The sequence below is a fragment of the Microcoleus sp. Pol10D4 genome, assembly GCF_036701555.1.
Taxonomy (GTDB): Bacteria; Cyanobacteriota; Cyanobacteriia; order Cyanobacteriales; family Microcoleaceae; genus Microcoleus.
In genome coordinates, this window is record NZ_JAUBRA010000049.1 from 19,894 (window position 1) to 43,198 (window position 23,305).

Below are 23,305 nucleotides of genomic sequence, written 5' to 3' on the forward strand. Positions count from 1 at the left end.
GAGCATTCCATGAGCAGAATAGTGTTGTTAGATTCGGGGCCATTAGGAATTGTTACAAATCCCAAAGCCGACTCTCCTTTATCTCAAGAGGGTAAAGTCTGGCTGCAATCTTTGCCGCTAAAAGGTTACATTGTCATGCTTCCTGAAATTGCTGACTATGAGGTGAGGCGCGAATTAATTCGTGCAGGTAAAACGGAAGGTATTAGACGACTTGATCAACTTAAATCGCAAATCCCCTACCGTCCTTTGACTTCGGAGGTAATGCTTCTAGCGGCTCAGTTGTGGGCTGACGCGAGAATGAGAGGAAGACCAACCGCAGAAGCCAATGCACTTGACGGGGATGTGATTTTGGCGGCTCAAGCAATATTGGAGGCTAGTGAAGGAAATCAGGTGGTAATTGCTACAACAAATGTGGGGCATTTGTCGCAATTTGTGGATGCTCGTGAATGGCGGCTAATTGAGTAATGTTGAAATCGATCGCACTTACGCACTTACGCACTTAGCCAATCCCTGCTATACTTTGAACTACAGATATTTTGACAGACACCGTTGGCGAGATAAACAGGATGGTGGAAACAGTGGACACAATCGAAAAAATTGACGATCGCACACAAACCCGCTACTGGGGTCAAGTTACAGTAATAGATGCGGGCGATCGTTATAAGATCAATCGCATTGAAGTCAAGCCGGGGCATCACATCAGCACCCAAATGCACTATCACCGCAGCGAGCACTGGGTTGTCGTCTCCGGTACCGCTAAAGTTATCTGCGATGACAAAGAGACGATTCTCATGCAGAAACAGTCAACCTACGTTCCCATGAATACTGCTCACCGCGTAGAAAATCCAGGCGTTATTCCCCTGGTGATGATCGAAATCCAAAATGGTGAATACCTCGGCGATGATGACATTATCCGCTTCGCCCAAGATTCTCACGAGGAAGATTGATCCGAGATCCAAATATGAAACAATCGCAGACGCTAAGGAAAAGCTTCGCACACCGAACAATCATCTACGCTACGCAGCGATCGGAAACAAGATAAGTCCTACAATTAAAAATTTAGGGGCAATTTCATAATTGCCCCTACCTTATTATACTAACTTTGTTAAGCACCAGAATTTGATATAGCAATTGGCGATCATCCTACGGCAAAGAAGCGTTTTTCAAATCTACATTTGCCATATTGGCATTCTTTAAATTAGCACCTGTCAAGTCCGAACCGTTCAAATTAGCACCGTTCAAATTTGCATTAGTCAAATTTGCATCCCGCAAGTTGACTCCCTGTACGTCTATTCCAGACAAACTGCCACCTTTGAGGCTGACATTAGCTAAATTCGCTACAGACTGGCGAGCATTTCTCAGGTTTGCACCCGCCAAATTTGCGCTTTCTAAATTAGCGCCGATTAAATTAGCACTGGTGAGGTTGGTATTTTTCAAACTCGCAATCACTAAACCCGCCAAACTCAGATTAGCGCGGCTCAAATCAGCACTCTCCAAATTAGCCCCGTGCATTTTAGCCGCAATTAAACTTGCACCTTGCAATTTAGCTTGTTTCAGATTTGCTTCATTCAGTTTGGCTTCGTTCAAATTTGCACCGTTCAGGTTCGCACCGCTCAGGTTCGCACCGCTCAAATCTGCGCCAGTCAAATCAGTACCAGCAAGCTGCGCTCCTGTCAAGTCACATTGGCTACATTTTTTAGTTTCTAATAATTGCTTGACGTGCGATACGTTTTCTGCCTTTACTCCCGAGGCACAACCGATCGCAATCAGCAGCCCTGTTGTTGTTAAAATCCCAAGTTTCATATACCCACCCTCAGCAATATCTCTCTTTAATAATATCGCACATTATTAAAGAGGGTTGGGTGATCAGTCTCTTTGATAAACTGTGACAATCATCACCCTATTGTGTACACAATATGCAATAATTATTGACGTTTCACCTCCTGGAAATTCTTGTAAAGAATTATTGCTTTTTCAGGAACCAAAAAGGAAAAGATTGCGTCGGTTCGAGACGGACGCCGGTAATGCTGTTCTGAGCAAACGTATAGTCCTTATCTTGCCAAAGAGGGATGAAAGGTACATCTTGACCCAGTATGTCTTGAATTTCGCCAAATAGGGCTTTGCGGGTTTCAGGGTTTGTTTCTTTGCGCTCCTTGTCGATCAGTTGATTTACCCGATCGCTATAATAAAACGAACCCTGACCTTGACTTTGACCTTTGGAGCAGCCCTCAGCCTCGGAACCTGTCGCACAATCTAAAAACGGGTGAATGTAATTGTCAGCGTCAAAAAAGTCCGCAGACCAATCCACTAAAACCGCAGGATAAATTCCCTTCTCTATGTTTTGAAACAAAGTCGGAGATTCCACGCTGTTAATTTCTACCTTCATTATCCCGTCCATTTTGAGTTTAGCTTGCGCCTCCATCATACTCACCACTAAAGCTCGTTTTGTGGAAGATGAAGCATACCAAATTGGCAGAACGAAAGGATTGGTGGCCGAGTACCCCGCTTTCGTTAAAAGTTCCTTAGCCTTTGTCGTGTTGGCATCACCGTAGAGTTCTTTAAAAACTGGTTTTTGAACGTCGAAGTTTGTGGGAATCAGACTGTAAAGCGGTTGTGCTTGTCCCCGCAGTACGCGCTCGTTAATCACCGGGCGATCCATCACTGCTGCGATAGCCTGTCTGACTTCTAACTTGTCCAGCGGTTTAGACTTGGTATTCAGCGTTATGTAATTAACCGTACTGCTTTCCCCCGCGATTTCCTGCCATTTCCCTTTTTTTGCTCCCTCGTCCAAGCTTTGAACTTGGTCTGCATCCATAGACAAATAAGCCACATCAACTGCACCAGTCTGAAAAGTATTGAACAAATTTGACGAACTAGAAAGCAGCAAAATGTCAATTCCTTGATTAACCGGCTTTTCCCCCCAATACTTGTCAAACACGTCAAACTTGACAGAATCGCTGCCGTACTTCGCCAGCTTGTAACGTCCAGTTCCCACAAACGTATCGGGTTTAAATTTACCCTGTCCAATCTCGTATGCTTTCGGAGAAACAGCACACATACCGGAAAATGTCAACAGGGAAGGAAAAGCAGAAAAAGGCTTTTTGAGTTGAAAAGTTAATTCGTATTCGCCCGTGGCTTTTACCGATTCTACTGCATCGCTCAACAACATAGCCGGACTGCCACCATTTTTGATAAACCGCTGCAAGGAAAATTCCATTGCGGCGGCGTTAAACGGTGTGTCGTCGTGAAAAATAACGCCTTGACGCAAGGGGATTGTATATGTCAATCCGTCTTGGCTAACTTTTGGCATTGCTGTCGCTAAGTGGGGGATTAACTCTGTAGTTCCCGACTTGTAAGTGTAGAGAGTGTCGCCCAAATTTCGCAGCAATTGTCCTGATAAGGTTTCGTAACCGTCCGCAGGGTCGATCGTCCGTAATTTCAAGGTTGTGCCAATAGTAACGCGGTTATTAGCATTTTCGCCGCTCGCAGTGACCGATGGACGTGTTCTTTGTCCACAACTTGCAGTTAACAAGCAGCACATAAAGAACAGAGCTATTGCTTTAATCACTGAAGGTTTTATACGTATTCTAGGCTGGTGCTTGTGAATTCCCATCGTCTTTTTTTGACACTCCAAATTATTGATTATATTATCAGGACTTACGCACTGTTAGACTAGAAACCGGATTTATTTGTAGATTCTCCTCTAATACAAATATCGCTGCCTAAGCACAGAAACTTAAAAGCTTGGTGATGTTTGAGCGGTTTGAGATCCTTCGGCTCAATCTTTATAGCTTGCTGGGTCATGAGTGTTCTTGCTAAGAAGTGCGACGATCGTCTTAATTAATTGATCCGGTTCGATCGGCTTTGCCAGATGTCGGTTAAATCCAGCTTGCAAAGCTTGCTGTTGATTAAACTCACCCGCATAGGCAGTCAGGGCGATCGCGGGAATCAGCCCACCCCGTTCTGGCGGCATGGCTCGCACTTGCCGCAACAGCATATAGCCATCCATCCCCGGCATTCCAATGTCGCTCAACAGGACATCTGGCTGGAAATTAGTCAACGCTGTGAGGGCTTCTTGAGGGACAGCAACAGTCAGTACCTCTGCACCTGCATCTTCTAGCAAAAAAGAAATCAACTCTCGCATATCCGGCTCATCATCTACCACAAGTATCCGCATCCCGGATAACGGTTCATCCGCAGTCGATCGTTCCGAAAGTCTTGCAAGAGAGTTTTCTTGTCTTACCTTCTCTGATAGGGGCAGTCTTACAGTAAAGGTAGCTCCTAACCCTTCACCCTGGCTCTGGGCCCCAACGGTGCCACCGTGCAGTTCGACTAGATGCCGCACGATCGCCAGCCCCAATCCCAAGCCACCAAACTTGCGGGTTGTAGCGCCATCTTTTTGCCGGAAGTAGTCAAACACGTAGGGTAAAAACTCCGGTGCGATGCCAATCCCTGTATCCGTTACAGTAATTTGAGCCTGATTGCCAACACGAATCAAATTCACCTCAACGCGCCCCCCGGCTGAAGTAAATTTGACCGCATTGGAAACAAGATTCCAGACTACTTGCTGCAAACGGCCCGAATCCCCCAAAATTTGTCCAATCTGAGGATCTAACACAGTCCGAATATCAATGGATTTGGCAACAGCAGCCAAATTGACAGTTTCGATCGCCGATTCCACAGTTAAAGCTAAATCGACTGGACGAATATTAAGACTGAGCTTGCCTTGGAGAATTTTCGAGACATCAAGCAAATCTTCAATCAATTCAGTTTGCAGCTTGGCATTGCGTTCGATTGTGGCTAACGCCTGTGCAGTTTTGGCCGCATCCAGCTTGCCAGTTTGCAGCAGCTTTGTCCACCCCAGGATCGGATTGAGGGGCGATCGCAATTCATGGGATAGAACCGCTAAAAACTCATCCTTGATCCGATTTGCCTGTTTTAGCTGTTCCGCTTGCTGCTGCAGTGAATCGTTCAGGTTTGCCCGTTCCAGGGCGATCGCGATTTGGTCACAGATAGAGCCCAGCAGCTCGATTTCTGCAGGCGTGAAGTGCGTCCGAGTCAGACTGGCAAATGAGAGCGTCCCTAATAACCGCCCTTGAGCGATTAACGGTTGACCCACGTAAGCCGTGATGCCCAGTTCAGAGGCGGCTTTAGCATTCGGATGAGTGGAAAGTTCGGCTTGATTCAAGACAAGTTGCTGCTGCGTTTGGGCAACCAGTCCACAGAGATATTCCCCTAATTCGATCCATGCGATCGCCTGCGCCCTTTCTTCAGAGATGCCATCATAGTTTCTCAAATGCAGCATCGGGCGGTTGTCTTTTTCTTCGACCATGAAGTTGTAGTAAGAGTGCAGATCGAGTTGCACTGCAAGTTTGCGGAATAGCGTGTCCATCAAAGCCAGAGGCTGTTCTGTCTTCATCAGATCGCGGGTAGTTTCATACAGTAATTGCAGTCGCTCACTCGCTTGCCGTTGTGCGGTCTTGTCCTGCATTATTTTGACAAATCCCTGCGGACAATCCGCTTCGTTAAGCAGGGGCATCATCAATCCACTGGCCCAAAAGCGATTCCCATCTTTGCGGACGTGCCAGCGTTCGTCTTCTGCCCGTCCTTGCAGTAGAGCCGTTTGCCTCTGGTACTCGGCTTGTCCTTGTTCGTTATCTTCGGGTGTGAAGATCATCTGACTCGAGCAACCAATTGCTTCTGTCTCGGTATAGCCCAACAACCTTTCTGCCCCTGAGTTCCAACTGGCAATGATGCCGTTAAGGTCGATGGTGAAGATGGCATAATCTTTGGCGCTTTCAATGATCAGACGGAGGCGGGATTCACTCTCGCGCAGGGCTTCCTCAGCTTGTTTGTGGTCTTCAATATCAACACAGGAGCCGATGTAGCCCAAGAACTCACCTTCCAATCCGTAGCGAGGAACAGCTTCATCCATAACCCAACGGTATATGCCATCACAGCGTTTCAAGCGATAGTCCATCTTGAACGGTTGACGGGCATCAAAGGCAGTCACATAGGTGTTTAAACACCGATCGAGGTCGTCGGGGTGGACTCCTTGTGCCCAACCATTGCCCCTTTCTTGCTCGATCGTCCGTCCGGTAAAGTTGAGCCACGGGAGGTTGAAGTAATAACAGAGTTTATCGATGCCCGACATCCAAATCAGCACAGGGGCGGCATCTGCCATCAGCCGGAACCTTGCCTCACTCTCCCGTAGTGTGGCTTCGGCTTGTTTGCGATCGGTGATATCGTTGACCAGTGCTACAAACCCTTCAACTTTTCCCTGGCTATTGAAGCGGGGAACATAGGTCGCATTGATATAACGGGTTCCACCATCTTTGTAGGGAATTTGGCTTTCAAAGGTCACTTCCTGTCCTGCCAAGACTTGCTCAACATAAGGACGAATCCCTTCATAGCCAGTTTCCCCTAAAACCTCTTGAAGGTGCTTGCCATAAATTTGCGCTGCCGGATGTCCAAACCATTCTTCATATGCTCGATTGTTGAAGCGATAGCGCTGGTCTGAGTCTACAAAGGAAATCAAGGCAGGCACGGCATTGGTGACTAAACGAAGTTCTGCTTCTCGTTGTTGCAATACCTCCTCGGCCAGTTTTTGATCGGTGACATTTCGGAAATAAATGGTAATCCCGTTGGCGGCAGGGTAGGTGCGAACCTCATACCACCGATCGTGATCGGGATAAAACGCCGTGACTGACAAAGCCACGCGCTCGTTTGCCACGCGCCGATGAACCCGCTCAAACTCGCTGCCCTTGAGTCCTGAGAATTCTTCCCAAAAATTCTTCCCAATCAGAGCGCCCGGAGTGCGGTCTAGCAGAATTTCCGCTGACCGATTCACGTAAGTGAAACGCCAATTCTCATCAAGGGAAAAGAATCCATCATCAATACTCTCTAGAATGTTGCGACTCTGCTCTTCGCTTTGACGCAAGGCTTCTTCGGCTTGTTTGCGATCGCTGATGTCGATTAATACGCCGCGCGTCGAAATTCTGACGCCATCAGCGTTGTAGGCGCAATCGCCCTTTGCCAAAATCCAACGAACGGTGCCATCTGCCCACAGCGTCCGATACTCAATTTCAGTATGCGGTTGATTCGCTTTTAGCTCCGTGATCACGGTGTGAACGAATGGGCGATCGTCGTGATGCACCGCTTCTAAAAACACCTGCACCGACATTGCCGTATCCACGGGTAAACCAAACATCGCTTTGGCTATGTCCGTCAAACTCAGCGTGTCTGTTTCCATATCCCAATACCACAAACCCAAATTGCCGCCTTCGGAAGCCAATCGGAGCAGTTCTTCGCTCTCGCGCAACGCCTGGAACGATCGATCGCGCTCAAAGACGATGCTGGCAACTTGGGTGCCGAACTCCGCGAGTTTATGTTCCCAATCAGTCGGCATCCGCGCCTCGCTAAAGCACAGCATCAGCGACCCCATAGGTAGATTGTCGTGCCTGAACACGGGCTGAGAATGGCAGGCTAGAATGCCATGAGCCACGCATAAATTTCGCCATGCTTGCGACCAGCGATCGTCCTTGGCAATGTCGGCGCAGGTCACGGGCTGACCGCTATACACTGCTTCGCCACAGGTTCCAATGCACAAATCGTTAATCGGAGCATCTTGGAGTCCTTCACCAAAAGAGGCTGGAAAGTCTGGAGTAATTGATCTCTTAAACGTCAGCCGCTGAGCATCGGTTAGCAGGAAGCAGGCGCGGGTACCCGGATTCAGCCTGGATACTGAGTCACACACGGCTGCCAGACAGTCGTCTAGTGGCTGCCCGAATGCGATCGACTCCAGCAGTCGTGTCTGCTCGATTAGGAGGAGTTCCGCCTGTTTGCGATCGGTAATGTCAGCAAGCAAAACGGTCAGTCCACTGGGCGAAGGGTAAATTCGATGGTCATGCCAACCCTTGCAAGGTGAGTACAGATAATCAAACTGGAGTGGCGTTTGTTCGCGCATTGCCCGATGAAACTGCACATAAGCATCGGTGTCAACGGCTGCCGGAAATAACTCCCAAACGTTCTGACCCAGAATCGCTGACCGGGGCATTCCAACCATTTCACAGTAGCGATCGTTGGCATAGGTGTAGCGCCAATCGCGATCGAGGATGTAAAACCCATCGTTGATGGTAGAAAGTACCGTTTCTAGTTGTTCTTTTGCCTCAGTCGCCGCAGCTTGTGCTGCTTCGCCGCGCACCTGTTGTTCTACTTCCATTGACTGCTGTAAATTTTGCAAGGCTGCTTTCGCGTTTTTTATAGCAGTGCGCCACGATTGATTGAGTGAAGCGATCAATCCTGCCGCGAGCAAAAACATACCAATCCGAAGAATTGTCTCTACATTAACTATCTGTAAAGAATAGAACGGCTCAATAAAAAAATAGTTGATTGCCAGCGTGGATAAAATTGTTGCCAGTAACCCAGCCCCGAAACTGCCATACCAGCTACTCACTATCACCGCGATGAAAAACAGGGGTGTCGTGGTTGGGTAGATCCACGGTAAAAGCGATCGGGTTAGCGCCAGTGCCAGAGCCACGGAGAGGGTGGCCACACCATAGGGAAGTAGTCGAATATCTCTGAAAATGCTGTTGATTCCCTCTACACTCACCCTTTTTACTCCTTATCCGAAAAATATCTTGCTCGCTGTGCCTTACTGCATTCGCCGTTGCATCTGGCGAATCACCTAACTCATCCAGCAATATCTAAATTTGCTTGAGTGCCAAGCGAGAAGGCGTAGCGTGTCCATTTTCCCAACGATTAATCGGGGTAAGGTCATACCTAATTCATTCGCCAACTTTTTCTAAGACAGGTTTAGCGCTGGCCGCCGTTCTCGCAGCAAATTACCGATCGCTGGTTTTTGTTCCCTAAGCCGTTCTATTTTGACAACCCTCAGAAGTAACAAGTATCAAGCTATTTATATTTTACACCTTTGACAGATTCCAGAGGTCAGTTACCCCCCTCAAGATATATTTTAGTTATACTAGCTTGAAAATATAAACGTTTCACCTTAAAAACCAGTGTCGTACCGGGGACGATTCGGCTTTTATTGAAAGTCTCTGGGTTGTGCCTAAAAGCTCGATTGTTGATGATGTTGTGGCTGATTTTAAACACGCGACAGACTTCTGTTTTTTTCATCCCAGAAAGCTCTCAGGGCTTGGATGACTTTGTGACGTAGTAGATTGTAACTGTATGGTTTGGCCGTGAGGGGAGTGAACACTATTAAGACGAGGGACTATCTCTAGTATCTTTCCTAACAGCCTTGGCGACTGTTATATTATTTAAATTCAACCGACTTGATATGAATCTTGATTCATAACTCCGCTCAAAAATGGATACTTGCTTTCCGCCAGAAGTCGTAAGCAGCTCAATTTTTTATACCAAACTTTAATCTCCCAGATTCATCTGTGGAGTATATCTACAATCTACAATTTACAATCTACAATCAACTAAATTCCTTTAAGGAGCGATCGCCAATCCCGACAGCGTTTCAGGTAAATGCGAGCTACATGATCGCTGGGATTTGTTCGCAAACACTCTTCAAATAATTTTCCTGCTTCTCGGAATTCCTTCCGTTCGCACAGTAACATAGCTTCATTATATACAGACAAATTTGCTAGCTTTGCCGACAAACTTTCCGGCGGATCTGCATCAAATACCTCATAGACTACGACATATTGAGATTTTCCTTTTACCTGTACTTTATCCACAATTCTAATAGCATAATCTGTGGGATTTCGCAACCGTTCCAAAGTCTGCTGAGAAATTAATAGAGGTACGCCGTAATCTTTGGTCAGTCCTTCAATGCGAGATGCTAAATTAACAGCATCGCTAATCACAGTGCTGTCCATTCGGCTTGTACCCCCGACTGTCCCCAGCATCAAAGAACCGGAATTGATGCCAATGCCAATTTTAATCGGGACGTAGCCGACCCCTTGACGGTATTCGTTATAATTCTTCAGGATATTTAGCATTTCAATACCCGCTTTCACTGCATCATCTGCGAAGTCACTAAACAAAGCCATAATTGCATCGCCGATGTATTTGTCAATAAACCCGTTATTGCTAGTAATAGCAGACTCCATCCGTGAAAGGTAAGCGTTGATAAATTTAAAATTTTCTTGGGGAGTCATAGTTTCTGAAAGCGTCGTGAAGTCTCGAATATCCGAAAATAGCACCGACATTTCCTGCTGCACTTGGTCGCCTAAATGGACATCTATAATACTTTCATATCCCAACAGATTTAGAAATTGGTGTGGCACAAATCTGCCGTAGGCATCAGTTAAGTCTGATTCGGCATCCAGAGATTTTTCTAGATTTTGGTTAAGATCAAATAGTTTCTTAATAAATAAATGGCGATCGGCTTCAGCTTCTTTGCGTTCCGTGACATCTTGAAAAACTGCGATCGCAAAAGCAACGTTGCCACCATCGTCAAAAATTGGCGTTCCCCAAATCTCTAGGGGAACTTTCTTGTGGGGTTGATAAATTTCCAGATCATCAGCCGTCGCGTTTTCGCCCCTCAAAGCTCGGACGATCGGCAAATTCTCGAAAGGGTAAATAGTCTCAGTTCCCGCGATATAAATTTGATAACTTTCTGACAAATCCTCCACTGAATTTAAGGGCAAAGCTCCTTGGCCGAGTAACTGGTGCCCGGCGTTATTTACGTAGTAAGGTTGGCCTAGAGAATCCAGCACGAGCACACCTATGGGAATCGCTTCTAGAAATTGAGCTAGCTTAATTTCACCTTCGCGCACGGCCTCGAATGCGCGAGAGCGTAACTCAGTTTCAACCGTATCAGAATGTTCAGCAGTAGTTTCCAGCAAGATTTCCAGATCCGCTTTTTCCTCCTTCAAGTCTTCCACTTGCTGGCGCAATCTTTCTATCTCTAAAAGTAGCTGTTCTCTAGATGGTTGTTCTTCCAGCATAACTCGAGAATTGGCGCCTCGACTAACAAAAATTGCTCAACATCTCGCACCCTAAAATTAATCATGTTTCTATATAAATTCCAACTGCAAACCAGGCATCAGGCGCTGGAAATTCCTCAAAGATTTACCGTGCCAAGCTATGCTTTGAGAGCCTTGTACCGCCATTTGCACCTTGGCTGTTTTGCGGATCTCGATAATAAACTTTGATAGCATATTGATGCCCGAACTGTTCAAAAATTCTAACTGCTGCAAATTGAGGGTAATTTTAGTCGGTTCCAAGTCGGCAACCTTGGTCAGAAACTGCGCTATCGGCGCGTACTCTGCAGGCCCGCTCAGCCTTAGAGATCCAATAAAAATCACGGTTGCCGTTGCTGGATCGTAACAGATCTCGTAATCTTCTGTATTAATTTCCATAGCCACACAAAAAAGTCCCTTAGATATTATCGATCGCCAGCGTTGCTTATACTGTTAATTGCACCATAGTTGTGACCGCAATTACTTCAGGGTCTTTGTGCAAAGTCTCGAATTTCCAGCCAAGTTTGGCGGTATAATCGGTGAGCATGGTCAACAAACCCAATCCAGAATTGGTACAGTTGTCGTCAGCAGCATTTTTTTCCAACCGCTGAAGGTAAAGTTCGCTTGGTTCCGAGGTCAGCAACTCCTGAATATAAGCCTGAAACTTTTCCACAGCTTGCGGAGAGATGCTGTTAGCAACTGAGAAAATCACTCCGTCGCTCTCTAATTGCAGTTTAATATCGATCGGGTACTCCGAGGTTTCATCATTAAACTTCATGGCATTTTCCAATAACTCGTTAGCAATGTAGCTAACAGCGCTTTTTATTTCAGCTTGTCTTTCAATTGTCGAGGGATCATCTTGATTTCCCGGAAAAAAACTCGTCAGGTAGTCAGCCAGAAAATCCGCTGACAAACCGTTGTTTCGCCACCGCTGCTTGAGAGGAACCGAACTCGGAGAAAATCCAATTATTAAGTATTCTTGGCTAGCTGGCTGCTCTATGAAATCGCCTAAAATGTTAATCATATCAATGTAAGAGCTAAAGTTTTAGATGAGGTACCCCAGTGAACATATTTTAAACTTTAGAATGGATATCCAAGTAGTTATTTTTGTTTGAGTACCAGCAATGTGATGTCGTCAAAAACTTTTTGTTCGTCGATATGCGATCGCACGTCCTTAATTACAGCGTGCCTGATTTCAGCAGCCGAGCGCTGCCAATTAATCTCTCTTACCTCAATTAACCTATCTAAACCATAAAGCAGTTTATCCATATTTTTAGCTTCCGTAATCCCGTCAGTGTACAGTACAACCACCTCTCCTGAATGCAAATGCACAATTTTTTCAGCAACAAATTCAGCAATATCTGCATCCAGCCCGATCTGGAAACCCAAATCGATTGTATCAAACCGCTCGACAGAACCGTTATATGATGTCTGATCGATTGACCATAATATCCCTACCGGGCGGGTTTTTGAGATTGTCAATTATTGGCAGATATTGGCAGGTTTACCCCCCCTACCTGATTTCGGGCGAAGCGAAGCGGAGGGAATCGACCGGACATGATATTACACCGCACGACAATCATTTCTTCATGCAGGCCGCTCAACTTCAGCATTCCTTGCTGATAGTCTAGCAAGGCAAGGCTGGCGTTTTTATCGCATTTCATCCGCTGCACATTATCGTAAATTACACTGTTAATAGCACTTAAAAATCTTACTGAGTCTGGTTCATTGTAGGCTAGCAAAGTTGGCACTGCCGTCTGAACCATAATCATTAAATACCGCTCTCAAATCCGTGTCCCGTCACATCCCCAATGCCTATTTTTACTCTACCGTTGTGTTGGAGTACATCGTAATAGTCGCCGCCTACTTCCTCAGCAGCTTGCATAAATCCCGCAATATCTAAGCCGATAAATTCCTTGAGTTCTCGGTCTTTCGGCAGTAGCATCTGCTGAATCTTGCGAATAACGTGTAGTTCGGCGCTCATTCGCATATTTTCAGCTTTTAGGCGATCGTTGAAAACAGTAATTTTGTGATTTGCACCAACTAAGGCATCGGCAATTTTGTTAAACGCACCCACAACTTGCCCCAGTTCCTCTCTGTTATCCAAAATAGTTTTTTGGGATAAATTTACACTGACCATCTTTTTTGATGTTTCATCAAGAGCAAATACAGTTTGCATAACTGCCCTGTAAGAAGACACAAATAGATGAATAACGATAGTTAATATTATTAACAGTAAAATAAAAATCAATTGTTTTCTGTTAATAAAAGCATCAATCCGGTGCTGAAAAATAAAATACAACTCATTTACTACAGTTTTATCGCCGAGTTGAAAACTTGTACTTAAAGCAAAATTGCTTCCAGTGATCTAGGTATAATATTTTAGTGATACCGTTTGATATATTGTTTTATCTAGTTGCTTAGTTACCTGCTTAACCAGAGAGTTGAATTTTATTAAATCCTCTGTTAATGCCGAGCGCAAATTACCCTGATGGTTATTGCTAAATGCTACATCCATATTAATTTCCAAATCATTATTAATTTCTTTTAATCTGCTCGAAAGAGTAATTAGTTGCGCTCTTTCTTCTGGTGTTGCATCGGAACGCAGGCTAATTTTTTGAGAAATTCGCCTAATTTCTGACCAAAGTTTTTCCATTTCTGGAAGCTGACGCAAAGTAGCATTTATTAAATAATAGGTATCCAAATCTGGATCTGGAATTAGATTGCAAGTATCGCCGACGCGAGCGCTCAGTCTATCAACTTCTGTAGCTAAACGTTGATGACAAAATCGTAAGTTTCTAAACTCCACTGGCTGCGGCGAAGTTTTAAATCTTGCCAATCTTGATAAATATTATTAATTTTATCACTGAACATTAATATGTTTCCAAGCTGGCGAGCTGTATTAGCCAGGAATTGAAAGTTTGCGTCCATCTTAGCTTCTAAATCTACTCTCGTATCTGGTAGGCTTAAATTTGTATTTAAACTCTGATAATTTAACAGTTGAAGTTTCGGTATATATTCCCTCAACTGGCGCCGGTCGCAGGTATTCATTATCGTAGATTTATTTTTGAGTAAAATCTACCCTGCTGTTAATTTCGGAAATCAACAGGTACATGACCAAGGTTAACGGTATTGCAAATAGAAAACCGATCAGGAGAAATTTTTGAGGATAACTCAGCCGATTCATTAAATAGATTGCCAGGGATTTCCTGTTCATAATGAATAGATGTCAACAAAATTGTACTCAAAAAGTAGCCTTTGCTACTAAAGTAGTTGCGGGACTCTCGCTCTAGAAAACCACAATACTAATACAATTAATCAGCGATAGCTGATTTAATTTCTAATGCGTTTTTGTCCTATTGCAACAATTTTTGCGGCATCCCTGTGATATCCTTGGCTCAGCTCGCCTCCCACAGTCTAAAACACGTTTAGCAGTTTTGGAACGCAGAATAGTAATTTGTACTGAGAGTTGGGGGCAGGATTAGAGGCTTTTAAGAATATTTACTTAACAATACTTCGGACAGTTTTTTAACGGCCCTGTAAGCCTTACAGAGAAAGCCCTGCCATTTTTAACGCATTTTAGGAAACTTAGGGCTGGACTTAAACCTTGAAATAATAGTCCACCATATAGCCAGTCTGGGTTTCGGACACTCGATTAGATATAAAACTGTCCGAAGTATTGACTTAAGCATAAATTTTTCTTAATACCCTGAGACAAAAAGTAAAAATTAAGTAATAACTGGGTAGTGCAAGTTTCCTGAAACACAACTGCAGGCGGCGAGTAGAAAATACTTGCGCCGCACGCACCAGCAGTCAAATCGGTTCTGCACAAAGGAACCAATAGCACCAGCAATAGTGTCTAAATAAGTATCTGTAGTTGAGTGTTCAGGAGCGATCGCGCATTGTGTAAAGTGAGGCAGAGGGCGTATGATGAAAAGAATCTCCACAAATAAATTTTCAAAAAATAAAAACCGAGACCAAAAGCAGCCCAATCCTGTAATCTTGGCTTTGGTGCTGACAGGAATTCTGGTATGGGAAATGTATCCGGCGCTAAGACACACCGCTGCGGCTAACGCGGGCGCCCTCAAAGATTCCCTTGCCCAGTTGGAAAGGCAACAGCAGCAAACCGCGCAGCAATTTTCCTCAGCCGCGGTGCCCCAAAACATCAGCTATTCGGTATTGGCACTTAATACTCTCACTTCCGAACCGGGCAATTTGGCCGAGGGTACGCGCCAAAATCCCCCTAAGCAATTGCCCGCAACCGTAGCAGAAGCAGTTCGCCGAGAGTTGTCGGACTCAACTGGCATTGCTGCTGACAAGTTGAAAGTAACTGAATCGAACGGACAAAGTTGGCCGAATACTTGTTTAGGACTCGCGAAAGCGGATGAAATTTGCGGTCAAATGATTGTCGAAGGTTGGCGGGTTGTGGTTTCTGATGGTAGGCAAACTTGGGTTTACCGTACTAATGCTAGGGGAAATATCTTGCGTTTGGAAAAAAAGTTAGTTAAGTAAATGTACCCATGTGAAATCAAAAATAAACTTCCTTTTGGAACAGGCAAGATGCCTGTTCCACAAAGAGTGAGTTTTCTTGTGGGTGGTTTCTTGTGGGGAGTAGGGGTTGGGCTTCTAGCCCGCCCCTTGCTTTAATTTGGGAGTTGGTTTCTTTCGATGATGCCGCCGCCTAATAGCACATCGCCGTCATACCAAACAGCCGCTTGTCCGGGGGTAATGCTCAACTGCGGTTCGTCAAAAATCAACTTAACTCTTGTACCGCCGGCTTTTTCCTCTGCTTGGGAGGATTCCACCGGAATAATTGTAGCCGGGACGGGTTGCGATCGATATCGAATCTGTACCTGAGCCCGAATCGGAGCCGTCGGTGCAGCCACAGAAACCCAATTCACTTTCTGGACTGTACACTCAGATTCTACTGCCAACTGTCGATCGCCCACAATTACCCGATTGCCAGTAGCATCGAGTTCAATCACGTACAGCGGTTCCGGTGCAGCAATACCGAGTCCCTTCCGCTGGCCGATGGTGTAGTGGTGCACGCCGTCGTGCTGTCCGAGCACCCGCCCTGACTTGTCCACAATGTCACCCTTTTGCGGCGCAATATACTTGTCCAGAAAAGCCCGCATCGAACCGTTACTTTCCACCAAACACAAATCCTGACTTTCCGGCTTATCAGCAGTTGTCAAGCCAAATTCCGCCGCAATTCTGCGAGTTTCTGTCTTGGTAATTTCCCCCAAAGGAAATTCCGTACCCGCCAACAAATCCTGTGTTAAATCATACAAGAAATAAGACTGATCTTTCGCCGGGTCGATCGCCCGCAGCAACTGATAGCGACCCGTAGCAGCATCGTAAGCAATGCGAGCGTAGTGGCCTGTAGCGATTTTTTCAATTCCGAGTTCTTCGCGAGCAAACTTAAGCATCGGCCCGAACTTCACAGTTTTATTGCACTGCGAACAAGGCAAAGGCGTAACTCCTGCACTGTAACCCTCCACCAAATAATCGACAATACTTGCCTGAAAGACCTCGCGGCTGTCAACAATGTGGTGGGGAACGCCCAAATCTTCGCAAATTTTAGCGGCATCGACCATTCCCTCAGAGCAGCACTGACCTTTGCCCTTCATCAACCACAGCGTTAAACCCACCACTTCATATCCCTGATGGTGTAAAATTGCGGCTGCTGCGGAACTATCGACCCCGCCGGAGAGGCCTACAACAATCTTGTTCATGGTTGGGGAGAAATTGCTATTTTACGGTTACTTTGTTTGATCGAGCTAATTTATTATACCACAAGTATACTACAACTTGCCACTGCTGCTGTTAGCTGAAATTTTAGCACTAATATGACTATTCAAAAATTTGTTGTCACCGCCGACCAAATGCGGCAAATAGAAACCAGAATCTTTGCTGCTGGAATGCCAGTCGCAGCTTTAATGGAAAAAGTCGCGGGACTGATTGCCCTACGCATTCAGGAGCTTTTGAAAGCGGAAGGAAGTTTGGCAAGTAGCAGTGTACGGGATTTAACCGATAGAAGGAAAAGGGAACAAGGGAAAAGTCTTGTTAATTCTCAATTGCCAATTATCGGCGTATTGGTTGGGCCCGGACACAACGGCGGCGATGCTTTGGTTGTTGCCCGCGAATTGCACTTTCAAGGATTCCAAGTAGTTATTTACTGCCCGTTTTCTAAACTAAAAGAGCTAACAAAAAATCACGCTGATTATGCGAGTTATTTAAATATTCCATTTGTTGATAAAATTGAACTGCTGAAAAACTGCGATTTACTCGTAGATGGTTTATTTGGCTTTGGATTAGAACGAGAAATTACTAACGCCACAGCAGCCGCGATTGACGAAATAAATAATTTAAATATACCCATTTTAAGTATAGACCTTCCATCGGGAATTCATACAGATACCGGAGAAGTTTTGGGAACGGCAATTCGGGCCAAACATACATTATGTTTGGGTTTGTGGAAAATGGCATTTCTGCAAGATAGAGCGTTAGAATATATCGGGAGTTCCGAATTAATTGATTTTGATATTCCCGCACCAGATATTGCAGCAATATTGGGTGAAAAGCCAGCAATACAACGCATTACAGAAGCCTCGGCAACTCAGCATTTGCCGTTACCCCGATCGCCAATTTCGCACAAATACACTAACGGTCACTTACTAATTATTGCAGGTTCCCGCCGCTACAGCGGAGCCGCAATTTTGGCAGCATTGGGAGCAAGAGCTAGCGGCATCGGAATGCTGTCAATTGCTGTTCCTGAGTCGATTAAATCGATGTTGAGCAGCCAGTTGCCAGAGGCATTAGTTATAGGATGTCCCGAAACCCAGAGCGGTGCAATTAGCGAATTGCCAGTAGCAATTGATTTGAGTAGCTATCATGCGATCGCCGCAGGGCCAGGTCTGACATTGGAAGCCGCAATAGCTGTAGAATCTGTACTGGAGAGCGATCGACCTCTGGTGTTAGATGCTGACGGTTTAAATATCCTCGCTCAACTCGGCACAGTCCCGATTTTGTCCGAACGCCCAGCACTGACAATTATCACGCCTCATCCGGGCGAATTCAAGCGTTTATTTCCCGAATTAGCCGACGAAACCGGCGATGATCGAATTGCCGCCACTCAAGCAGCAGCTCAGCTTTGCGGCGCAACGATATTGCTCAAAGGAGCCAGAGTGTGCATAAGTTGGAACGATGAGGGCGATTCCCTACGGGATAGCTACGCTTCACGTACCATCACCTACCTCAATCCCGAAAGCACCCCAGCCCTCGCCAGAGGCGGCAGCGGCGACGTTCTCACCGGCTTGTTAGGGGGACTATTGGCAAGTGCGATCGCACGCAAATCCCCCCCCGAATCAGTTGCTGCAACAGCAGTTTGGTGGCACGCTCAAGCCGGAATCCTTGCGGCCAAAGAACGGACGGAATTAGGAGTAGATGCCTTTACTTTGACACAGTATTTAATTCCAGCTTTGCGAGAATTTGCGGAGTAAACAATCAACAGTAATGGGTAGGATGCGTACCCCGCATCTTTGTATTGGGTAGGTGTGCACCGCGCACCTTACCCCTTGGTTAGTATTGACAACGGAACTCATCATCAAAATATTACAACTTGCATTCCTTACGACAAACCAACGGGTAACTCAAACGAGTGACACTCACATGAGTGACACTCCAAAAAGTGACTGTGCATCCACAAATCCCAGCAGTTATACCTGAAATATCAAAGACCAAAACTTAAATATTGAGAGGAACCACATTATGTACACCGAAGAAAGAAGCTTGAACAATGAAACTATGGCTCTCGTCGCCGATACTACTGCTCAATCAACTCTGGCATTTGCTGAAACCACGGGAGTAAACAAACCCACTTTACAAATGGGTTCAACAGGCCAAGCTGTCAAGGAACTACAACAGCTTCTATATCATTGGGCATATTATTTTGGCCCGATTGACGGTATCTTCGGCGTCCAAGTTCAAAACGCGGTCAAAGGCTATCAACACCGCGTCTTTTTAAAAGAAGATGGGATTGTCGGCCCTATCACTTGGGAAGCACTATACTCTGGTGCACCTGTGAATATGCCGATCGTCATGAAGGGCAGTTCTGGTAATGCTGTTAAAATAGTTCAGAATGTCTTGAAAATCAATGGATACTATTTCGGTGCGATTGACGGATTCTTCGGGGCGATGACAGATGTAGCAGTGCGACAATTACAACTGAGCAAGGCTTTACCGCAAGATGGAATTGTCGGCTACAGAACTTGGCACGCCCTCAGCAAGTTACCGCACTAATGACGGGTTGGATTAATATCTATTTCGGTTGTACGAGCGAAATGATTGTTGACTGTTGACTGTTGACTGTTTACTCGGTGTTGAAAAACTGAATGGTTGAGTGTTGACTGTTTACTCGATCTTATTATGCCGATGCAACCGGAAACGATACCACTTTCAGTTATGGCAAAAAATCGGTAGCTCAATTAGGGATTTAGGCTTTGCCTAAGTCCCTAATTATCATTAAGGGTAAGGCAGGGCGCGGGAAGGGCGATTAAGAGCGGGATAGCTTCGCTTCACGCAAATTCTGTTACCGTTCTCGGCGATGAAAAGTATTCTCGACTTTTGCGTGTTTATTTGTTAGTATATCTTAGGAAAGTGGGAGTCACCATCCGGTTTATTTCCCTTCTGATTTAGTTGTAAATAGTTGCACTCAGAAAATTACTATGCTGATACTTACCTAACAAGATTTAGGCATGGAGGCTTATCCCCGGTTTCTACGAAAAATTCCAGGTTGAGTAACGAGAAATCTAGGAGTCAACCGGGTTGTTAAGCCAAGCGCACGCAAGTCCCGAACTAGCCTTTGATGAACTTTTCTAATTTTTGAGCCATCTTCTCGACAATTCCCTCCGAAGTATCTCCCGCCGATGATTCAGCTTCAATACGCTTGACCACATCCTCTGAAAGATTCAGCAACTGCACTAATTTTTGATAAGCTGCGGCTTCTTCAGCGTTAATTTTTGGTTCGTCGGGAGTACGAGAACTAGAGGAAATCACTTCATAGCCGAGTTGCAAGACTAATTCCTTTTCATCTTGAGTTTCTAGTTGACCGATCAACTCATCAAGGGGAATATTTTGCATGATGTAATCCCGCAGTTCTTGTTGCATTTGTTGTCCGTCGGTATCTGGGGCAAACAAACGACAAAAGCGATCGAGCATTAAATTAACTTCTTCTGTGGCCAGTTCGCCGTCAGCCCAGGCCATAGAAGCAACAATTCTCAGCAGATTCATTTGGCGGGGCGTAATTGATGGAGGAGGTGGGGTTTGCATAATCAAAATGGGTAATGGGGAATTGGGAATGGGCAATTGGGAATTGGGAATTGGGAATTGGGAATTGAGCCTGATTCCTTCTTGTCTTTTCTTTCCCGTTCCCCTTCATTTATGTCACAATTTCGATAGAGGAACTCCCAGCCATCCAGTAAAGTTTTGTTTCTGAATAGCGGTGGGCTGTTCCACTGGCACGATCGAGTAACGCGTCGGGCGCGGCGGGGCGAGAGTAACAGGACAAGTCCGCAGTTCGTCTTGGTGAAAAACTGTCACCGAGACGATATCCCCAGGCTTGAAATCTTTTAGTCTCTCGCCCGCTTGTTCTGAATTTACCCGAAAACCTTCGATCGCCAGCAACTCGTCTCCAGCATCAATTCCGGCCAATTGTGCCGGAGATCCTACTTCGACAAATTTAACCATTTCCCGCCCGTTTTCCGTTCCCAACGTCCAACCGATGCGAGGTGTTTCGCTAGTTTCACTTGCGGTAAGTTCCAGCCCGAAAGGTTCCAGATACTTGTTGTAAGGCAACTCTTCTGTACCGTCTATATAGCGCGCAAAAAAGTCGCTCAAATCAATGCCGGCGATCGACTCGATCGCACTTTGCAACTGTTCGGGAGTAAAGCCTATTTCTGCTGCTGGCAGCGAAGGAGAATATAACTCTCCGTTTGAGGTTAAATGCGCCGATTTGCCATCCGTTTCCGACTTCAGCTCAAAACCGCCGTTTCCAGCCGAATTAGCATTGCCAAACTGCTGCCACATCAAACGCATCACATCGTCGAGCGAGCGATCGTTGCCGTGTCTGGCTCGAATCAACAAATCGAGCAAAAACGAAACAACTTCCCCTTTCAAATAATAGGAAATCTGCGAGTTGTCGCTATTAGCATCCCGGCGATAAAGTTTAATCCAAGCATCCCAGCTCGACTCGCTCAGAGGCTGCACACTCCGCCCCGGAGTCGTCTGCAAGCGAGTAATTTCCTTAGCTATACCTTGGAAAAAACCTTTAACGCTGTAGAGACCCGATCGAAAAGGAATCACCAAATCGTAATAACTGGTAGTGCCTTCAGAGAACCATAAAGAAGGAGTGTAATTTTCTTTTTCGTAGTCAAATACTTCGAGAGCTTTCGGTCGAATGCGCTTGACATTCCAGAGGTGAAAAAACTCGTGAGCTACCAACTGAATAAAGCGTTCATACTTTTCCTTAGCCCGAAAACCAAAACGCGGATAGTTGAGAGTACAACTCTCCTTATGTTCCAAACCGCCAAAACCAGAGCCGGACAAATGCAGGAAAAACACATAGCGTTCGTAAGGCAAACCGCCGAACATTTTTGCCTCGACTTCTATCACTTTTTGGATGTCTCGAATCGTGCGTTCTGGTTCTAAATTACCTTTTCCCCAAACAACTAGCTGGTGGGGTTTTCCCATCACTTCAAAATCGTATACTTCGTGACAGCCAATCTCAAAAGGACTGTCTACGAGAGTGTCAAAATCCGCTGCAGCGAAAGTAAGATTTGGGCCAGAAACAGGTGGCAAAGTAGTAACTGTGCGCCATTCGGGCTGCGGCGGCACAACGGTTACGGTGTAACAGTTGCTCTCAAAACCGGACAAGAAAAAGCACAAAGCCGCCGGATTGAAATAACCGTGAGTCGAGTCTAGATGATTGGTTCGCACTGTCAGTTCGTTGGCAAAAATGCGGTAGAAAACCGTGACATCTGACACCGAATTTGTCTCGATTTGCCAGTGATTTTTGCTGAGCTTGCGCCAAGGTAAAGCACGTGAAGCGTAGCTATCCCGTAGGGAATCGCCCGCATGGGAGCTAAAATCTTGCAGGTGGCGGGCGTACTCTCGAACCAAGTAAGAACCGGGAGTCCAGACAGGCATTTTTAAATCCAGAACCGGCTTCGACCAACCTTGCACGCGCAAAGTCACTTCAAACAGGTGGGATTCCGGATTCGGCATCGCCACCGAATATTGAATTGTCGGTGCTGTTAGTTGCCCCTCACGGTTGTCGGCAGCGGACAAGGTATCCAAAGAAGTAACATCAGTCATTGACTTGCCAAATTAATCAAGTGCTTGAGGTTGATCAAATGGATAGTTTGGCGGTCTGGATCGATTTTGATCCAACCTTTACTATCGAGTTTTTCCATAATTTTGCTGGTTTCATCTAGGGTGATATCTGTGACATCAGCTAAGTCTTCATAAGGAATATTGAAGATCTCTTTGCCCTCAGCAGTTTTCTGACCGTAGTTTTCTGCCAGCTCGACTAAAGTATTTGCTAGTTTAACCGCTGGCTGGCGGTTTCGGAGTTGATAGCGGTGATTGGTTTGGCGGAGCCGCCGCACCATCAGTTGCAGCATCCGGTGGTGCAATTGCGGGTCTTTAAACAGGGTTTGGATAAATCGCTGAGCTGTGACGCTGAGAAGTCGCACGGGCGATAGAGCAAGTACGTCATTCGATCGAGGTGATTCGTCCAGAATGGCCATTTCGCCGAAGAAGGCACCCCGTCCTAAAATAGCCATTGATACAGCTCGATCGTTTGACAAGCGGCGGACTTTTACCCAGCCAGACACGACAAAGTAAATCGCGTTGCCCCAAGAATCCTCCATCACCACAGCTCGGCCCGGGGGATACTCATGCTTGACGGCATTTGATAGCAGCCCTCCCAAGGTTTCTGGGTTAGCACCCTTAAATAGAGGGAATAGCTCACTGAAAGCTTCTGTCTTCATCAAAAAAATGGGTAGAAACTCCGTCCTGAAGGACGGCTTTATATTGTCTTTTTTTGATTACTACCGCCTTGGGACTGGTTGGCTCGGTGTGCTTTTGTGTTGCACTTTCAGCGGGACAATTACCGCCTCAAACTTCCCAGCCCTGTACGCATAGTGTTTTGCTCTTTCGAGCCTCCCTTTCGGGGTGATGTTAGCCTGCGCCTTGGTTTAGTGAGCTTGTTGGGCCCAAAGCACTGCCCCAGTGACATTAGGGCTGTTTAACCTTCAGCGACAGAGCCCAAAACTGGCTTCGCATTCAAGGAGTGTCGTGACTCA

At 45.9% G+C, this 23,305-nt stretch carries 17 protein-coding genes and 1 pseudogene; 5 read left to right on the forward strand and 13 right to left on the reverse strand.

The features are described from left to right. The first annotated feature begins 9 nt into the window (after positions 1-9). Positions 10-465: a nucleic acid-binding protein gene (locus QUA36_RS21730; protein ID WP_333459073.1), complete on the forward strand. Its 456-nt coding sequence runs from the start codon at positions 10-12 to the stop codon at positions 463-465. Between the two features lie 101 nt (positions 466-566). Next, entirely contained in the window at positions 567-947 is a 381-nt protein-coding gene (locus QUA36_RS21735) for a cupin domain-containing protein (protein WP_333165736.1), read from the forward strand. Between the two features lie 196 nt (positions 948-1,143). On the opposite strand, the gene QUA36_RS21740 is transcribed toward QUA36_RS21735, so the two are convergent. From QUA36_RS21740 to QUA36_RS21790, 9 genes and pseudogenes are all read right to left on the reverse strand, one after another. Then, positions 1,144-1,803, reverse strand: coding sequence for a pentapeptide repeat-containing protein (locus QUA36_RS21740; RefSeq protein ID WP_333165734.1), 660 nt, complete (start codon positions 1,801-1,803; stop codon positions 1,144-1,146). Positions 1,804-1,963: 160 nt separating this feature from the next. Further along, entirely contained in the window at positions 1,964-3,613 is a 1,650-nt protein-coding gene (locus QUA36_RS21745) for an ABC transporter substrate-binding protein (protein ID WP_333459074.1), read from the reverse strand. A 165-nt stretch (positions 3,614-3,778) separates the two neighbouring features. Next, the gene (locus tag QUA36_RS21750; RefSeq protein WP_333459075.1) at positions 3,779-8,611 is read right to left on the reverse strand and encodes a PAS domain S-box protein; all 4,833 of its coding nucleotides are present in this window, start codon (positions 8,609-8,611) and stop codon (positions 3,779-3,781) included. Positions 8,612-9,449: 838 nt separating this feature from the next. Further along, entirely contained in the window at positions 9,450-10,925 is a 1,476-nt protein-coding gene (locus tag QUA36_RS21755; protein ID WP_333459076.1) for an adenylate/guanylate cyclase domain-containing protein, read from the reverse strand. Positions 10,926-10,994: 69 nt separating this feature from the next. Then, entirely contained in the window at positions 10,995-11,339 is a 345-nt protein-coding gene (locus QUA36_RS21760; protein WP_333165726.1) for a slr1659 superfamily regulator, read from the reverse strand. 46 nt (positions 11,340-11,385) lie between these two features. After that, the gene (locus tag QUA36_RS21765) at positions 11,386-11,964 is read right to left on the reverse strand and encodes a DUF6272 family protein (protein ID WP_333165724.1); all 579 of its coding nucleotides are present in this window, start codon (positions 11,962-11,964) and stop codon (positions 11,386-11,388) included. 77 nt (positions 11,965-12,041) lie between these two features. Continuing rightward, positions 12,042-12,987, reverse strand: a pseudogene (locus tag QUA36_RS31420) (PP2C family protein-serine/threonine phosphatase); the annotation flags it as partial. A 321-nt stretch (positions 12,988-13,308) separates the two neighbouring features. After that, positions 13,309-13,644 carry a hypothetical protein gene (locus tag QUA36_RS21785; RefSeq protein WP_333459077.1) on the reverse strand — a complete coding sequence of 112 codons (336 nt, stop codon included), beginning with the start codon at positions 13,642-13,644 and terminating at the stop codon, positions 13,309-13,311. Positions 13,645-13,709: 65 nt separating this feature from the next. Beyond that, a complete protein-coding gene (locus QUA36_RS21790) occupies positions 13,710-13,991 on the reverse strand; it encodes a hypothetical protein (protein WP_333459078.1) in 282 nt (93 codons plus the stop codon). A gap of 876 nt (positions 13,992-14,867) precedes the next feature. Here QUA36_RS21790 and QUA36_RS21795 point away from each other — a divergent pair. Then, positions 14,868-15,452: a hypothetical protein gene (locus QUA36_RS21795; protein ID WP_333459079.1), complete on the forward strand. Its 585-nt coding sequence runs from the start codon at positions 14,868-14,870 to the stop codon at positions 15,450-15,452. A gap of 131 nt (positions 15,453-15,583) precedes the next feature. Here the strand turns inward: QUA36_RS21795 and mnmA are convergent, their stop codons facing one another. Beyond that, entirely contained in the window at positions 15,584-16,675 is a 1,092-nt protein-coding gene (gene mnmA / locus QUA36_RS21800) for a tRNA 2-thiouridine(34) synthase MnmA (protein WP_333459080.1), read from the reverse strand. Between the two features lie 114 nt (positions 16,676-16,789). On the opposite strand from mnmA, the gene QUA36_RS21805 reads away from it, so the two are divergent. Together QUA36_RS21805 and QUA36_RS21810 are read left to right on the forward strand one after the other, a co-directional pair. Beyond that, positions 16,790-18,442 carry an NAD(P)H-hydrate dehydratase gene (locus QUA36_RS21805; RefSeq protein WP_333459081.1) on the forward strand — a complete coding sequence of 551 codons (1,653 nt, stop codon included), beginning with the start codon at positions 16,790-16,792 and terminating at the stop codon, positions 18,440-18,442. Between the two features lie 268 nt (positions 18,443-18,710). Then, positions 18,711-19,241, forward strand: coding sequence for a peptidoglycan-binding protein (locus tag QUA36_RS21810; RefSeq protein ID WP_333459082.1), 531 nt, complete (start codon positions 18,711-18,713; stop codon positions 19,239-19,241). A gap of 555 nt (positions 19,242-19,796) precedes the next feature. On the opposite strand, the gene QUA36_RS21815 is transcribed toward QUA36_RS21810, so the two are convergent. From QUA36_RS21815 to QUA36_RS21825, 3 genes are all read right to left on the reverse strand, one after another. Further along, positions 19,797-20,270: a TerB family tellurite resistance protein gene (locus QUA36_RS21815; RefSeq protein WP_333367221.1), complete on the reverse strand. Its 474-nt coding sequence runs from the start codon at positions 20,268-20,270 to the stop codon at positions 19,797-19,799. Positions 20,271-20,384: 114 nt separating this feature from the next. Next, a complete protein-coding gene (locus QUA36_RS21820; protein WP_333459083.1) occupies positions 20,385-22,313 on the reverse strand; it encodes a M61 family metallopeptidase in 1,929 nt (642 codons plus the stop codon). Next, a complete protein-coding gene (locus QUA36_RS21825) occupies positions 22,310-22,990 on the reverse strand; it encodes a Crp/Fnr family transcriptional regulator (protein WP_333165702.1) in 681 nt (226 codons plus the stop codon). The genes QUA36_RS21820 and QUA36_RS21825 overlap by 4 nt, the downstream gene beginning before the upstream one ends. Positions 22,991-23,305: the final 315 nt, after the last annotated feature.